The organism is Caldicellulosiruptor obsidiansis OB47, assembly GCF_000145215.1.
GTDB classification, from domain to species: Bacteria; Bacillota; Thermoanaerobacteria; order Caldicellulosiruptorales; family Caldicellulosiruptoraceae; genus Caldicellulosiruptor; species Caldicellulosiruptor obsidiansis.
The window spans coordinates 2,407,050-2,422,877 of sequence record NC_014392.1; the positions used below are offsets into that span (position 1 = coordinate 2,407,050).

The 15,828-nt window shown below is 33.5% G+C and carries 16 protein-coding genes; 9 read left to right on the forward strand and 7 right to left on the reverse strand.

What is annotated here, in order from left to right:
• Window positions 1-11: 11 nt before the first annotated feature.
• From COB47_RS11200 to COB47_RS11220, 5 genes are all read right to left on the reverse strand, one after another.
• A complete protein-coding gene (locus COB47_RS11200) occupies window positions 12-1,637 on the reverse strand; it encodes an efflux RND transporter periplasmic adaptor subunit (RefSeq protein ID WP_013291460.1) in 1,626 nt (541 codons plus the stop codon).
• Window positions 1,638-1,677: 40 nt separating this feature from the next.
• Window positions 1,678-2,319 carry a Yip1 family protein gene (locus COB47_RS11205; RefSeq protein ID WP_013291461.1) on the reverse strand — a complete coding sequence of 214 codons (642 nt, stop codon included), beginning with the start codon at window positions 2,317-2,319 and terminating at the stop codon, window positions 1,678-1,680.
• 238 nt (window positions 2,320-2,557) lie between these two features.
• Window positions 2,558-4,309, reverse strand: coding sequence for an ABC transporter ATP-binding protein (locus COB47_RS11210; protein ID WP_049770067.1), 1,752 nt, complete (start codon window positions 4,307-4,309; stop codon window positions 2,558-2,560).
• Between the two features lie 79 nt (window positions 4,310-4,388).
• A complete protein-coding gene (locus COB47_RS11215; protein WP_013291463.1) occupies window positions 4,389-6,125 on the reverse strand; it encodes an ABC transporter ATP-binding protein in 1,737 nt (578 codons plus the stop codon).
• Between the two features lie 3 nt (window positions 6,126-6,128).
• A complete protein-coding gene (locus tag COB47_RS11220) occupies window positions 6,129-6,605 on the reverse strand; it encodes a MarR family transcriptional regulator (RefSeq protein ID WP_013291464.1) in 477 nt (158 codons plus the stop codon).
• A gap of 238 nt (window positions 6,606-6,843) precedes the next feature.
• Between COB47_RS11220 and COB47_RS11225 the strand changes: the two genes are divergently transcribed.
• From COB47_RS11225 to COB47_RS11250, 6 genes are all read left to right on the forward strand, one after another.
• A complete protein-coding gene (locus tag COB47_RS11225) occupies window positions 6,844-7,581 on the forward strand; it encodes a DUF554 domain-containing protein (RefSeq protein ID WP_013291465.1) in 738 nt (245 codons plus the stop codon).
• Window positions 7,582-7,871: 290 nt separating this feature from the next.
• Window positions 7,872-8,837, forward strand: coding sequence for an ABC transporter ATP-binding protein (locus tag COB47_RS11230; RefSeq protein ID WP_013291466.1), 966 nt, complete (start codon window positions 7,872-7,874; stop codon window positions 8,835-8,837).
• A complete protein-coding gene (locus tag COB47_RS11235; protein WP_013291467.1) occupies window positions 8,821-9,966 on the forward strand; it encodes an ABC transporter permease in 1,146 nt (381 codons plus the stop codon). Before COB47_RS11230 ends, COB47_RS11235 begins: the two co-directional genes overlap by 17 nt.
• The gene (locus COB47_RS11240; RefSeq protein WP_013291468.1) at window positions 9,948-11,057 is read left to right on the forward strand and encodes an ABC transporter permease; all 1,110 of its coding nucleotides are present in this window, start codon (window positions 9,948-9,950) and stop codon (window positions 11,055-11,057) included. The genes COB47_RS11235 and COB47_RS11240 overlap by 19 nt, the downstream gene beginning before the upstream one ends.
• Window positions 11,058-11,117: 60 nt before the next feature.
• Entirely contained in the window at window positions 11,118-12,224 is a 1,107-nt protein-coding gene (locus tag COB47_RS11245; RefSeq protein ID WP_013291469.1) for a sensor histidine kinase, read from the forward strand.
• Window positions 12,225-12,875, forward strand: coding sequence for a response regulator transcription factor (locus COB47_RS11250; protein ID WP_013291470.1), 651 nt, complete (start codon window positions 12,225-12,227; stop codon window positions 12,873-12,875).
• 134 nt (window positions 12,876-13,009) lie between these two features.
• Here COB47_RS11250 and COB47_RS11255 read toward each other — a convergent pair whose 3' ends face one another.
• Together COB47_RS11255 and COB47_RS11260 are read right to left on the reverse strand one after the other, a co-directional pair.
• Window positions 13,010-13,276, reverse strand: coding sequence for an FtsX-like permease family protein (locus COB47_RS11255; protein WP_041742577.1), 267 nt, complete (start codon window positions 13,274-13,276; stop codon window positions 13,010-13,012).
• Window positions 13,270-13,545, reverse strand: coding sequence for a hypothetical protein (locus COB47_RS11260; RefSeq protein ID WP_148217804.1), 276 nt, complete (start codon window positions 13,543-13,545; stop codon window positions 13,270-13,272). Before COB47_RS11260 ends, COB47_RS11255 begins: the two co-directional genes overlap by 7 nt.
• 83 nt (window positions 13,546-13,628) lie before the next feature.
• Between COB47_RS11260 and tnpA the strand changes: the two genes are divergently transcribed.
• The 3 genes from tnpA to COB47_RS11275 all read left to right on the forward strand — a co-directional run bounded on the left by tnpA (window position 13,629) and on the right by COB47_RS11275 (window position 15,815).
• A complete protein-coding gene (gene tnpA, locus COB47_RS11265; protein WP_013291471.1) occupies window positions 13,629-14,036 on the forward strand; it encodes an IS200/IS605 family transposase in 408 nt (135 codons plus the stop codon).
• Window positions 14,030-15,151 (forward strand): RNA-guided endonuclease TnpB family protein, encoded by a 1,122-nt coding sequence (locus tag COB47_RS11270; protein ID WP_013291472.1) that lies wholly within the window; start codon window positions 14,030-14,032, stop codon window positions 15,149-15,151. Before tnpA ends, COB47_RS11270 begins: the two co-directional genes overlap by 7 nt.
• A 364-nt stretch (window positions 15,152-15,515) precedes the next feature.
• Window positions 15,516-15,815 (forward strand): ArsR/SmtB family transcription factor, encoded by a 300-nt coding sequence (locus COB47_RS11275; protein WP_013291473.1) that lies wholly within the window; start codon window positions 15,516-15,518, stop codon window positions 15,813-15,815.
• Window positions 15,816-15,828 lie beyond the last annotated feature (13 nt).

Consider the following 15,828-nt stretch of genomic DNA (forward strand, 5'->3'; position numbering starts at 1 on the left):
TGTCTACTCCTTTATTCAAAAAGAGATTTTGTTTTATTTTCAGAAGTGAACTTTGGAAGTACTACCTCTTCGCCTTCCTTTAACCCACTTGTAATTTCAACATACTTGTCGGTTACAACTCCAACTTTGACAAATCTCTTTTCACTATTTTTATAGTAAGAATCACCAATTCCATATTCATCAGTTTTCTTTGTCTTTTCGCTCTTGCCGGTTGGCTTTTCTTTATAAACATAAACATAATACTTTCCATTTTCTTTATGAACAGCCTCAACTGGTACTGTCAGAGCACCCTTTTTCAGCTTCAATATTATCTCCGCATCGGCATGCATACCAAACTTTACACTGCCCGGATTTTTAAATTTTATTTTAACAATAAATTTTGAAATGCTGTCTTCACTCTGAGCTTTTTCGGAAATTTCGTCAACATATCCTTCTACAGGTTTTACTTTTGTGCTCGGCACAGCATCAAGTTTTATCTCAGCCTTCTGCCCAGGCCTTATCTTCAAGATATCAAGTTCCTCAACATAAGCTGTAATAACCAAATTTTCAGGATCAAATACAGAACATATAACCTGTCCAGCTGTTACAATATCACCGTCTTGCAAATTCAAATCAACTACTTTACCATCAATTGGGGATAAAACCTCAAAATTTTTAAGTTCCTTTTCTGCTTCCTCTATCTGAGCCTCTATATCCTCAATTTTTAAATCAAGCTGTTTTACCTGTCTTTCGATATCCTCCGAAGAAAACCTCAGAAGCACTTGACCACTTTTTACTTTTTGCCCATTCTCAACAAAGACCTGCTCTATTTTACCAGTAACTGGGCTTAGAACTGTCTTTTTTGAAAATGCCTCTAAAACTCCTTCACCAAGCGCTATTGCCTTTTCGCCGCCTGAAAGATTCAAAACTACACTTGCCTTAGTACCTTCTAAAAGCATACCGTTTCTGTTGGGAAGCAATACTTTTACATCAAATCCCAAAATATTATCCTGATTTTTATACAATCTGTTCCCAATACCTTCTATAGTTCCTTCTATAGTACTGGTAATCTCAGATATTGCTACATCTACCTTTTGCCCCTTTTTTACCTTTCCGTAACACCACGCAGGAAGCTGAACAATCATTTTCATCTTTGAATCATCTACAATTGTCATAATCTGCATTCCCTGTGTGACAAGCAACCCTTCTTGAGCTGAAAGATTTTGTACAAATCCGTCTTGCGGAGATTCTAAAATAAAGTTCTGAAGCTGACTTTGAAAACTTTCTCTTTGAAGTTCAAGGTCTGAAAGCTGTCTTTTCAAAGACTCTATCTTAGCAATCGCCTGAGTATCATCTATCTGAGCAATTAAATTTCCTTTTTTGACATACTGACCGTTTTTGACAAAAACCTTTTTTAAAGTACCACTTGTTTTTGATATGACACTCCTTGTTTTGCTGCTCTGCACAGTGCCGGATGCTAAAAGGGTTTGTTTTAGCGAAATTTTCTGAACCTTTGCAGTCTTTGGCTTAGATGAAGTATTATTTTTTTTTCCAGATGGCATTGTTAAAACAAGTGTTAAAATAAATCCCACTAATATAAGTAACACTATAATTATAGCCTTTTGCCAGTTTTTTAGCCCTTTTGCACTGCTTTGCATAAATAAATACTCCCCTTTTTCTATTTGCCTCCAAAATCTCCTATTTTTTTATAAATAGCATAGCCACTGGCACTATAAGAGTAATTATAGCATATATAGTTGTAACTATTGTACTCTTAACTTTGTTAAGTTCACAAACAGCAAACACTCCAATTCCAATCAAGACATACCGCCAGATAGAAAATATATTCAGGTATGTTGCTATAAAATACTTAAAATCTTTACTAACATCTAATATATTTAAATTCACAGCTCTGGCATATATAGCATAGAAAACATAATAAGGAATCATAACAATATTTGCAACAGCCACAATTGTAAGCGCCTTTTTGTAGTCAATCTCACCACCGGCAAGTCTTACAATCATGAGCAAAATAAATGCAGTAATAAAAAATGAAATAATATAGTGCAAAAATTCTGATCCTGCTAAAAATGCAGGCGATGTTGTCATTTTTAAAGTTTTTAGATTTATCTTTTGCAATTCAGGATCTTCAACTGTTCTTTTCACATACTCCAATAAAGCTTCTTCAGGTATTCTGGGTATAAAAAGCATAGAAAGTGCCGATATCAATGGGATTAAAAATATTAAAACCAAGAAATCCTGTTTTTCTTTTACTTTCTGAAATACCTTTGTTGGTGATACAATAAGATTTAAAAGATTTGAAGGTTTTAAATATTCCATCTTTCATAACACCTCACAAAGAAAAGATTTTATAAAACTTGTACACATAGACACCATTTTTTCAATTACTTATAAATTTACTATAAATATTATACTTTAAGTTTTTGTTTGTTGCAAGAAATGTTTGTAATATGGCTAAAAAAATAAAATAGCTGCCTTTATTTTTGTTTTTATCGGCAGCTATTTTAAGTTCTTGTAAGAATTCTTAATAAAATTTTTGCCTCAATGTCATGAGCTTTTACACTACTGCAAACTGGCTCATGTAAAGATTATAATAAAACCCTTTCTTTGCTATAAGTTCATCATGTGTACCCTGTTCAATGATTCTTCCATTGTATATGACAAGAATAAGGTCTGCATTTCTGATGGTTGAAAGTCTGTGGGCTATAACAAAACTTGTTCTTCCCTTCATGAGATTTAACATTGCGCTTTGAACAAGCTTTTCTGTCCTTGTATCGATATTGCTTGTAGCCTCATCCAATATAAGAATTGCCGGGTCGGATAGTATTGCTCTTGCAATTGCCAAAAGCTGTCTTTGACCCTGGCTTAAATCCATTCCGTTGTCTGTAAGCACCGTATCATAACCATGCGGAAGATGTTTTATAAACTCATGTGCATTTGCCATCTTTGAAGCTAATATTACTTCATCGTCTGTAGCAGAAAGTTTTCCATACCTTATATTTTCCTTAACAGTTTCTGAAAACAAAAATGTGTCTTGAAGAACAATTCCAAGCTTTTTTCTGAGACTATGCCTGTTTATCCTTCTTATATCAATACCGTCAATCAAAATCTGCCCGCTGTCTATATCATAAAATCTGCTAAGCAAATTCACAATTGTTGTCTTTCCACTTCCAGTAGGTCCAACAAGGGCTACCATTTGCCCAGGTTTTACTTTAAAACTCACGTTTTTGATAACAGGTTGTCCTTCTGTGTAAGAAAACCACACGTCTTTGAATTCAACCTCGCCTTTAATATCTTGTAGCTCAATTTCATCTTCAAAAGAGGTTTCTTCTACCTCATCCATTATCTCAAAAACTCTTTCAGCTGAAGCAAATGCAGATTGTATTTGATTAAACTGGTTTGCAAGCTCATTTAATGGTCTTGTGAACTGTCTTGCGTATTGAATAAAACTTGCAATTGTTCCCACAGTTATAAAACCTTTGAGCGCTAAAAAACCACCTGACGCTGCAACAATTATAAATGCAAGGTTGTTCAAAAGGTTCATAAGAGGAGGGATAATACCTGAAAATATCTGGGCTTTTATACCTGTCTTTGCAAGCTCTCTGTTTACCTTTTCAAATTTTTGCATCTCTTTTGCTTCTCTCGTAAAAACCTTGATTACCTTTTGACCAGTTATATCTTCTTCAATTATACTGTTCAAACTACCTAAAAGCTTTTGGTTTTGGGAAAAAAGTTTCCTTGTTCTTGTTGCAATAAGGTTTGTGAACCAGAACATAAGCGGCACAACTGTCAGTGTTAAAATTGTAAGCAAAGGACTTAAAATTAGCATAACAATTATTGAGCCTGTTATGGTTATAATACTTGAAAATATTGAAGTTAAACTTGCATTGAGAGTATTTGTCACAACATCAATGTCGTTTGTCAGTCTTGACATCAAATCTCCATGTGCTCTTGTATCAAAAACTTTAATCGGAAGCCTTTGGAGTTTTGCAAAAAGCTCATTTCGCATCTTGAAAACTACTTTCTGAGAAATTGTCATCATCCCATAGCCCTGAAGATAAGCAAACAAGGAGTTAAGAAGATAAATTCCTATCATAGCCAGCACTATTTTATAAAGTCCATCAAGTTTTTTGGGAACTATATATCCATCTATGGCTTTTTGTATTAAAAGAGGAGAAATGATCTGCAAAATTGCACCTATCACGACAGTAGCAAATATACCAAAAAGCAAAATTTTAAACTCTTTAAAATATATCCACAACCTCTTCAAAGTAGACTTTAAATCCTTGGGTTTTGCACCTTTGGACAAAAATCTGTGTCCCGGTCCTCTTCCCGGTACAGGACCCGGTCCAAATACAGGTGGTTGAAATGAAGTCTGTTGTTTTTTATCAGGCAATTTTGTTTCCCTCCTCTCCACTCTGAGTCAAGTAAATCTCTCTGTAGATTGGACAGTCTTTTACAAGCTGGTCATGCGTACCAATTGCCACAATTTTGCCTGCGTCCATGACAATTATCTTATCTGCATGTCTTATGGACGATATCCTCTGGGCTATTATAAAGGTTGTTGTACCTACCATGTATTCTTTCAAAGCTGCTTGAATCTTTTTTTCAGTTGCCATATCAACAGCTGATGTACAGTCATCCAGTATTAATATTTTTGGTTTTTTCAAGATAGCCCTGGCAATTGAGATTCTTTGTTTTTGCCCACCTGAAAGATTTACTCCACGCTCAGACACCTCTGTCTCATATCCTTTTTCAAAACTCATAATAAAATTGTGAGCCTGTGCTGCCTTTGCAGCTTGTATTATTTCTTCCATAGTAGCATTTTCATTGCCCCATGCAATATTTTCTTTAATTGTTCCTGTAAAGAGAATTGTGTCTTGCAAAACTATACTGATACTCTTTCGTAAAACTTCAACGTCATAATCTTCTACATTTATATCATCAACTAAAACCTCGCCTTCTTGAACATCATAAAGTCTTGGGATTAAACTTACAAGAGTAGATTTTCCAGCACCTGTTGTGCCAATAATACCAATTATTTCACCGGGTTGTGCAACAAATGATATGTTTTCAAGTGCCGGATTTTCCTCGTCTTGATTATAATAAAATGTTACATTCCTAAACTCCACTTTTCCAAATTCAATTGGTTTTTTGATTGCGTTTTCTTTATTTTTTATATCAATATCACATTCCAGAACCTCATTGATTCTCTCTGCAGAGGCACTTGCTCTTGTGATGAATAAAAAGATGTTACCTATCATCATGAGAGAAAACAGTATCTGCATTGTATAGTTTATAAATGCCATAAGCTGCCCTACTTGCAAACTACCATATTTCACTTCAAACCCGCCAAACCATACAACACCTACCATTGCAATGTTCATGACAAGTCCAAACAGTGGCATTGTAACTACAACAATACCAAAAGCTTTCATGGAAGTTTCTAAAAGCTCTCTATTTGCATTATAAAACCTCTTGAGTTCATGTTCATGTCTGACAAAAGCTTTTACTACTCTGCTTCCTAAAAGATTTTCACGCATTACAGCGTTCACTCTGTCTATTCTCTTCTGGAGCTGAGAAAATAAGGGAAAGCTGTATTTTATCATAATATAAAAGATTAATATTACAAATGGTATTGAAATAAACAAAATGAGCGAAAGTTTTGGGTCTATTGTAAGAGTCATTATAATTCCACCAATGAAAAGAAATGGCGCTCGCACAACTATTCTTAGCATCATCATTACAATGTTTTGCATCTGCACAACATCATTGGTAAGCCTGGTTATAAGAGTTTCCGGACGAAACCTGTCAACATTTTTGAACGAGAATGACATTATCTTTTTGAACAAATCGCATCTCAAGTCGTAAGCAAAGTTCTGGCTTGCAATGCTTGAAAACACAACACATCCTCCACCGCCAATCATACCAATCAGAGCTGCTAAAATCATTATCAGTCCTGTCCTAAAAATGTATTCCATATCGCCTCTTTTCAGCCCAATATCAATTATTTTTTCCATAAACCTTGGCTGCATTATATCCATTGCAACCTCTAAAATCATAAACAAGGGAGCTAAAATCACAGCCCACATATATGGTTTTAAGTATCTGAAAAGTTTTAGCATTTTTTATTGACCTCCTTTATGTTCACAGCATCCTATCATTTTTAAAACAAGTTTTTTGAGCCTTTTTAGCAGATACCATAGCTCTTCAATCTCGTCCTCAGAAAGTCTTGAAAGATTAATCTCAAGGTTCTGGTTTACCCACTGGGCATGAACATTTAAAAACTCTTTTCCTTTTTCTGTTGTTTGTACTATTGAAACTCTTCTGTCAGCATCATCTTTGAGCCTTTCCACATATCCTTCTGAGATAAGCTTATCCACAATAGGCGTTAAATTAGGAGCTGAAATGTTTAGTCGTTTTGCAAGCTCAGACATGTTTATCGGACCAAACACATCTATAATATGCAACACATGTATAAACCTCGGCAAAAGTCCATATCTTTCAGAAAACACATCTTTTTTAAGAATCTTATTGGTTATTAGCGGAAAAAGAGACAACATGTTTTCAGCAATCTGGCTTATCATCTCTTTTGAAATATTCATATCAGAACACTCCTTTTTAAGTTGAAAATTTTTGAGTAGAGTAATATAATATCTTGGAATAAATACCCTTAAAAACTTTTAAAGCCTCTCAATTTGTTATATGAACATAACTAATAAATTAATTCGGTAATATCAAAAGTTTTGATTTTTTTGAGACAGAAAATAGTTATGATTTTATAATTATTATATTACTATAACTATTTCTAAGTCAATAAACTTACTTTAAGGAGAGTTGTCAATGACGGGGCTTGGAACGATAGTAAATGCTGTTTTGGTGGTTGTAGGTTCTATTTTGGGACTTACTCTAAAATCCGGAATACCAGAAAGATTTAAAACAACAATCATGCAGGCAATATCTCTTTCTGTTATATTCATTGGAATCTCCGGAGTACTGCAGGGTATGTTCAAGGTACTTTCAAACGGAAAAATAGACAGGCAGTTTATAATGCTCATGATTTTCTCTCTTGTGATCGGTGGAGTTTTTGGTGAGATATTAAAAATAGAGGATTTTTTAGAGTCATTTGGCGAAAGAATTAAAATGTCCATATCAAGATTTATAAAGTCAGAAAATTCTAAATTTACAGAAGGTTTTGTTACAGCAAGCCTTGTTTTTTGTGTTGGTGCTATGGCTATTGTAGGAAGCCTTGAAGATGGACTTGAGCATAATTATAGCATTCTTTTTGCAAAATCCATTTTAGATGGTATAACTTCAATAATATTTTCTGCAACACTTGGGATTGGCGTTATGTTTTCAAGCATAGCAATCCTTTTATATCAGGGAAGCATAACTCTTCTGGCAGGTTTTGTTAAACCATTTTTGACAGATACAGTTGTTCTTCAAATGTCAATGGTAGGTTCTGTTTTGATATTTGCAATTGGTCTTAACATGCTTGGAGTATCTAAAATCAAGGTTGGCAACCTTCTCCCTGCTATATTCGGACCTGTTGTGTGGTATATAATAAATTGTTTGATATAGAATTAAAAAACAAACTTATCAACAAAGAAAGGGGCGGTTGCAAAGGACAAATGCCTTTGCTCATTTGCCGCCCCTTCCAAAATCTATTCTAAAAGGAGGAGTCTTTTTTTCATCTCTTCTACTTAATATTAAATCCAAAAATTTTTAAAAAAGTATAAAGAAATATTTAAAAATTTGTAAACAATCTTTTAACAAAAACATGACAAATGTCACTACAAAAATTTTCTTTAATAGTTTATTCTAATATCAGCAGTAAAATTTAATTTTTGTAAAGAAGGTGTTAAAAAGTCATGCATGCACTTGAAGTCAGAAATCTTGTGAAAAGATATTCAAATGTTCTTGCTCTTGATAACCTTTCACTTTCGATAAAAGAAGGAGAGGTTTTTGGACTTTTAGGTCCAAACGGTGCAGGAAAAACAACTTTTATAAACTGCATATTAGGGCTTACATCATTTGACAGAGGCGAAATATATATCTTCGAAAAACCTTTAAATAAAGCTTTGAAAGAACTAAAATGGCAAATTGGAATTGTTCCTCAAGAAATAGCACTTTACAGCAACCTTACCGTCTATGAAAATCTCAGTTTTTTTGGCTCTCTTTACAACTTATCAGGTAGAGTTTTAAAAGAAAGAATAGAATTTGCACTTGAGTTTGTTCAGATGCAGGACAGTATGAAAAAACAGGTAAAAAATTTATCCGGCGGTATGAAAAGAAGGGTAAACATTGCCGCAGCTCTTTTGAATAATCCAAAACTCCTGATAATGGATGAACCAACTGTCGGAATTGATATATTCTCAAGAAAACTGATTTTAGAATCTGTTGAAAAGCTTTCTGGAAGTGGTATTACAATTATTTATACAACTCACTACATAGAAGAAGTTGACAGAATATGCACATCTGTTGCCTTTATAAACAAAGGAACTATAATAGAATACGGTCCAAAAGAGTTTCTTATCAGAAAACTATCAAACAACAATATAATAAGAATCAAACTTGGCAGATTCAAAGATGAGGCTATTTCAAAAATTAAGAAAATAAATGGAATAGAAAAAACATCTTTTTCTGAAAACGAACTTATAATCACTGCAAACAAGTCCAGCAATTTAATAAAAGATATCATCGAAGTTCTCTCTCAAGAACAATGTGAAATAATTTCAATATCATATGAAAAGCCAACTATGGAAAAATTGTATTTTGCAGTAATGGGTTATACCATAGACGAAAAAGGAGAGGTTGTTCATGAAATCAGCAGTTAAAGCATTTTTCTTTACTTTAAAAGAAAATATTATGAGTATTCCGCTTCTTTCAATAATGCTTATCTTCCCAATTATTATCATTTTTATACTTGGAAATGCTCTGTCTGGATACTTCAAACAAACTGACATTCCAAAGACTAATATTATTCTTGTTTTTGAAGATAATCTTAAACCATATATTTATGATATTCTCTTGAAAAACGACAAAACCTTTTCAAAGCTGTTTTATGCAGAAGTTGTTTCTTCAAAGTCAGATGCTATAAAAAGGTTTTCAAATTCAAACAAATATGCAGCTGTTGTTTTGTTCAAAGAATGCCAAGAAAACAATCCAAAAAGCTACAGCCCTTTTGGTTTTGATATACAAATCACAGCAAAAGAAGGCTTTCCTGAAGCCGGTTTTGTAAAAGTTTATTTTTCTATATTTTCAAACTACTATAAATTTGCAAAAAGCATTTACACCCCTCAAGATATCCCAGAAAATGTAGAATTCGAATCTGCGTTTTCCGGACGCTTCCCAAGAGCTATTGACTACTATGCCGTTACAATGGTTGTTATGATGGCTCTTTACGGCGCTTTTGCTGGAGTTGCTGTAATAGAAGAAGAAAGAAGACAGAACACCTTAATAAGACTTTTTGCATCACCTGAAAGACCACAGATAATATTTGTATCAAAAGCATTAGCGCAGACGGTGTTTTTGTATGCACAGCTTTGCATAATCATAATCTTTTCAAAGCTGGTATACCACGCTAACTGGGGCAAAAATCTTTCTTTTGTATTCCTTTTAATTCTAATCTATAGTGTATTTTGCATTCTTCTTGGAATTTTGATTGCACTTGTTGCCAGAAGTTATGTTGTTTCAAATGTTTTGATAAGTTCATTTTCTGTTATAGCTACATTTCTGGTTGGTGGATATACACGAGTTGATATAACAAACAGATTTCTTGTTTTTATAAGAGACATTCTGCCAAACAACGTTGTGCAATCAACATTGTTTAGCATAATATATAATTCATCTGAAATAACCGTTTTGAAAAACGCATTTGTGTACTTCGGGGTGCTTTGCGCAGCAGCTGCAATAATATGTATATTTCTGATGAGGATGGTGAAACCATGGCAGTTTTCAAAATAAACATAAAGCGGCTTTTGAAAGATAAACTTAACCTGTTTTTTATGATAATACTTCCTGCAATTGCAATCTCATTTTCTACATTTTTTTCAACAAGTGTTGAAGCACCGTACACCATTGGAATTATCACAGATACCGAAAAAAGTCCTGAGGTAAAACTTATTGAAAAAGAGCTCAAAAAATGTTTTAACATAAAACCTTTTGACAGATCAAAATCTATTGTGAACCAGATGGTGCAAAGTGGAATTGATTGTGTGATTGATTTGACAAATAAAAATGTTGAAGATATATTAAACCAGAAGAGAAAAAGTATAAAGATGTATACATTTGGAAAATCTGAAACTCATATGATTGTAAAAGAATATTTAAACAGTACAATACGAATAATCATCTCACAAAAAAGACTTGTTCACGATTACTTAAAAGTGTCAGAAAATATATTGTCATACGCACCAGCTGTGAAAACCAATATTATCCATCAGAATTCAAAACAGCTGCCGATTACTTTTGCCTCTGGATTCTTTGTAATGTCTCTTTTCTGGCTTGCTCTGAATGCTTCAAACATAATTCTCAAAGATTATCATGAAAGAGTTATACTTCGAATTCTTTGCGCTCCAATATCAAAACAAAGTTACATCCTCCAGTCAATTTTGAGTATATTCTCTGTAACGTTAATTCAGATAATTTTCTTTGTTGTAATGTGTACCTTTGGGTTAAAACTTTCTTTTGGTCAAAATATAGCAGCTGTTATTCTGGTTCTATCTGCCTGTAGCTTTATGTTTGTAGCATTTGGTGTTATGTTAATAAGCATAGTAAATGATATGCGAAAACTTTCTACTATAAACTCAATGGTTGTAACAATAATGTGCATGCTTGGCGGCTGTTACTGGCCTTTGAATATAATGCCAAACTTTTTGCAAAAGATTGCTCTCATTTTCCCCACAACATATGCAGCAGTTCTGACTAAAAATGTGCTTCTTTCAAAACCACTTGGAAGTATGTTTTTAGATATAATCATAGTAATATCATTCTGCATACTTTTTATTCTGGTGGGAATAAAACAGCTTTCTAAAAATCTAATTGCAAAGGTGTAAACTACAAACTTTAAGTATGGTAAAATAAACTAACAAAACACTCTTTAACAGAGGTTCAGTATGCTATCGCTAATTATAGCTTCATACATACTCCTTAGTTTATATTCAGCTTCCAGATTATCAAAGATTTCTATATTTTTTCTGATAACATTTTTATCATTTGATTTTTTAAAAACTGAATATCTTAAATCCAGAACTTTAATCTTAACCGCATCTTTTCTTCAGCTTTTGATAATTGCAACTTCAGTTAACATGTGCGGATGGGAATTTTCTTTTCTTATACCATGCTCTGTAGCCATTTTTTTAAGCAACAAAGAAAAACCTTTGTTTGTTGCAACATTTGCAGTTTTGCTTGTGCCAGCATTTTTTATACCTCCAGTTATTATAAAAGACTACTTATTGATATCCGCGCTTGTTGTGTACACAGAACATCTACACACAACTTTTGAAATTAGCAGACAAAAATATCTGGAGAATATTGACAAGCTAAGGCTTTTAAATACACAGCTAAATAGATTGAAATCAGAACTTCTTGAATCCCAGCAGTATATAAAACAGCTTGCTGAAAAAACTCAGCAGATGAAGATGGCATCATCTTTACACGACTCTGTAGGTCACAGCTTAGCTGCGCTCAATATTCAGCTGAACGCTTTGAAAACTCTTTTAGACAAAAAAGGAGTACTTGAAGATGACAAGATAAATCAGATTCTGTCATCCTGTTTGATGCATACTCAACTTTCGTATCAAAATCTTCGAAATTTTGTATATTCAAATAAAGCTTCTTTTTTATCAAAAGCAAATTATCTGAACAATATAATAGAAAATTTTAACTTTTGCAATGTAAAACTTGTAACTGAGGGCAATATAGAAGATATACCTTCTCATGTATTCGAAAACCTTATGGCAATATTGAAAGAAACTCTTGTAAACGTTTCAAAACACTCAGATGCAACCTCAGTTAAGGTTTGGCTCATTTCAAACCCTGAGTATGTTAGACTCCAAATACATGACAATGGTACCAAAAGAGGCGAAATCAGAGAAGGTATCGGACTTTTGAGCATAAAATCAAGGTCAAAATCAATGGGAGCAACAGTAAACATAGACAATCATTCTGGTTTTTCTATAGTTGTTTTCGTTCCATTAAAATATCAAGGGGGAAAGACTTGAGTGGAAAAAACAAGAATACTTATTGTTGATGACAATAAAGATGTTTTATATGGGCTAAAAATCATACTTGAACTTGAAAACTTTGAGATTACAGGGCTTTGTACAAATGCAAAAGAGGCAATAGAGTTTCTTGAAAAAAGAAATGCAGATGTTGTTCTTATGGACATCAGAATGCCTGTGATGGATGGAATTGAAGGCACCTTTAATATAAAAGTTAGATTTCCAAATGTCAGGGTTATTATACTTACAACCTTTTGCGAAGAAGATTATATAAAAAAGAGCCTGAGCTTTGGAGCAGATGGTTATATTCTCAAAAGCTCAGATGCTCAGCATATTATAGACACAATATATGCTGTTTTAGACGGCAAAGTTGTAATAGATAAGGAAATAGCTTTATTTGTTGCAAACATTTTTAAAAAAGACTTGCAAAATGTTAATACAACTGAAAATAAGTTAAAAAATCTTTCTGAAAGAGAACTTGAAATTGCAAGGTTAATTGCACAGGGATATTCAAATAAAGATATTTCAAAAATGCTTTTCATCTCAGAAGGAACTGTTCGCAATTATATCTCTACTATTCTTGAAAAGTTAGAACTTAAAAACAGAACTCAAATTGCTATATACTATCTGAGTAATTCCTTGCCCTTTTAATAATTTTGTTTTTCTTTTCTTATTTACCAAAGCCAAAAATTTTGTTTGTTTTTGCCTATTATTGTTAAAAGACTTAGAAAATATCAATATGAGTAATTAAAAATGAATAAAAACTATCATACTTTTAAATATATTTAGCTTGCTATAAATTGAAATGTGGCAACAAGTGCTATAATAAGAGCTTCCATTGCAAACTGTGCTGCCAGCTTCCCCTTTTTGAGTCCTAATGACCGCAATATACCTATCTCAAGCTTTCTTTCTCTTATCACAATACTCATAAGAAGCATTATGATAATAGCACCTGCTATCAATATTCCAATAATTGTAACCCTTGAAAAAGAGGAAATTCTTTCAATTGGTGCAGCTATTCTGTTGAACAGATTGTCATTTGCATTCAGCATATACTTTGTTGTGTCAATTCCAAGCTTTTGAGCATCCTTCTTGAAATTAGTTGATACCTTCTCATAAGCTCTCTGAAATTGACGCTTAGCCTCACATCATTGCTCAGCGATCTTCTAATATTCATAATGCTTGTCTTTGTTCCGCTCTCTATTGCAAATCCCATCATTGTGAGAAAAGATACAACAAATATTAAAAGTCCTAATAGTATACTTCTTGCAGGAATTCTTAAAATATTTCTCACCGAACGTTTTAACAGAACATTCCGCAAGAAGTCTCCATCGTGTATAAGATGGAGATGAATTGCGGTTGATAAATATTCAGTTTCGGTATATAATAAAACTGGTGATGATTATGAAATTTGACTCAAATAAACATTCAGTATTTCTTCTCTACTACCATTTGATTTTAGTGACAAAATACAGAAGAGATGTGATAGATGAGAAAATTTCAAAAAGACTAAAAGAAATTTTTGAGTACATTCAACCCAATTACAACATAACCCTGATTGAGTGGAATCATGATAAAGACCACATTCATGTTTTGTTCAAGGCGACTCCTACAACACCACTTTCCAAGTTTATAAATGCTTATAAAAGTGCCTCTTCAAGACTCGTAAAAAAAGAATTTCCTGAAATTAAGCAAAAACTATGGAAGGAATATTTTTGGTCAAGAAGTTATTGTTTACTGACAAGTGGTGGTGCCCCAGTTGAAGTAATTAGAAGATATATCGAAAGTCAGGGTGAGGAAAGAAAATGCTGAAAGCATATAAGTATCGAATATATCCTAATAAAGTTCGGAAAGAATTTTTTGAAAAAACTTTTGGTTGTTGTAGATTTGTATGGAACAAGATGTTAGAAGAAAAGCTTGAAACCTTAAGACAGGGTAGAAAGATTCCAAGGATAACTCCAGCAAGATATAAAAAGGAATACCCTTTCCTGAGAGAAGCAGACAGTCTTGCACTTGCGAATGTTCAACTTGAGCAGGAAAAGGCGTTCAGAAACCATTTCAAAAACCCGAAACATTTTAGAATGCCAAAGTTCAAGAAAAAGAAAGATAAGCAGTCATACACAACAAACAACCAGCGACTCAAAAATGGCAATGAAACAATTAGAGTAGATTTTGAAAAAGGTTTTATTTACCTGCCAAAGATAAAAAGTGGAATAAAAACAGTATTTCACAGAAAGTTTGAAGGGGAAATAAAATCTGCAACAGTTGTAAAAACGAAAGCAGACAAATACTATGTAAGTGTACTTGTAGATGAACAAGATCCAAGAAATGAGGTAAAAGAGCCAAAGAATTTTATTGGCGGGATAGATTTAGGTTTGAAAAGTTTTGCAACAATTGCAAATGACACAGGAACTTTGAAGGTTGAATATCCGAAATATCTTATCAAAGCTGAAAAAAGACTAAAAAGACTACAAAGGCAACTGTCAAGGAAGGAGGAAGGCTCTAAAAACTGGGAGAAAGCAAGAAAAAGGCTTGCAAAAGAGCATGAGTATGTAAAAAATGCAAGGGAAGATTTTTTGCACAAACTTTCCAAGACCATCATAGACGAGAACCAAGTCGTGGTGGTCGAAAGTTTGAACGTAAAAGGACTATCAAAAACAAGATTATCCAAACACATTCTTGATAGTTCATGGTCAAAGTTTTTAGAATATCTTAGATACAAGGCAGATTGGTATGGCAGGAGAGTAATAGAGGTAGATAAGACATTCCCATCTTCGAGAATGTGTAGTATATGTGGATATATCAACAAGGAGTTAAAACTGAAGGATAGGGTATGGGAATGTCCTGAATGTAGAACGATTCATGATAGGGACGAAAATGCAGCGAGAAACTTGAGAAACTATGGAATTGTTTATATAAGCGGTTAGTAGGGTGGGGACCACCCGAATTTACGCCTGTGGAAGACCTGGACCTCTACTACTGGGGATTCCTTCCCCGGTAGCAAGTCTGGTCGATGAAGCAGGAAGCCGCCACCTCTTCAGGTGGATGGTAGTTCACCAGCCCTTGCATTTTCTGCTCCCTTCCTTATGCTTTTTAGTTAAATTATAATATATCAACCTTTGCAAAAGTTTAAAGGGATAGTTAACAATTTGTAAACAAATTGTTAATTAGGTGGTTTTCTTATGTTCAATAAACATTTAAAGAGGACTTTTCGAAATTCCTCTTGCAAAACTGTTTTAATTAGTTTATTATATAATTAAATGCTTATTAGCTTATAAAGCAGGTGAAAAAATGTTCAAGGAAGAGAGCATTGCTAAGATATTCAAAGCTCTTGGACATCCTTTGCGCATAAAGATTGTGAAATATCTTTTAGATGGCGAAAAGTGCGTATGTGAGCTGAACCAACTTGTTGAGTACTCTCAACCAAACTTGTCTCAGCATTTGAAAATTCTGAAAGATGCTGGAATTGTAGAAGCTAATAAAGTGGGTCTCAACATTTACTACAGAATTAAAAATGAACTTGTGAAGTCCTTAATAGAAAGTGCTCAAGAACTTGCTGCCGCTAATTTAAAAGCTTTTGTTGAAGAATAAAAAGAAAAACCTT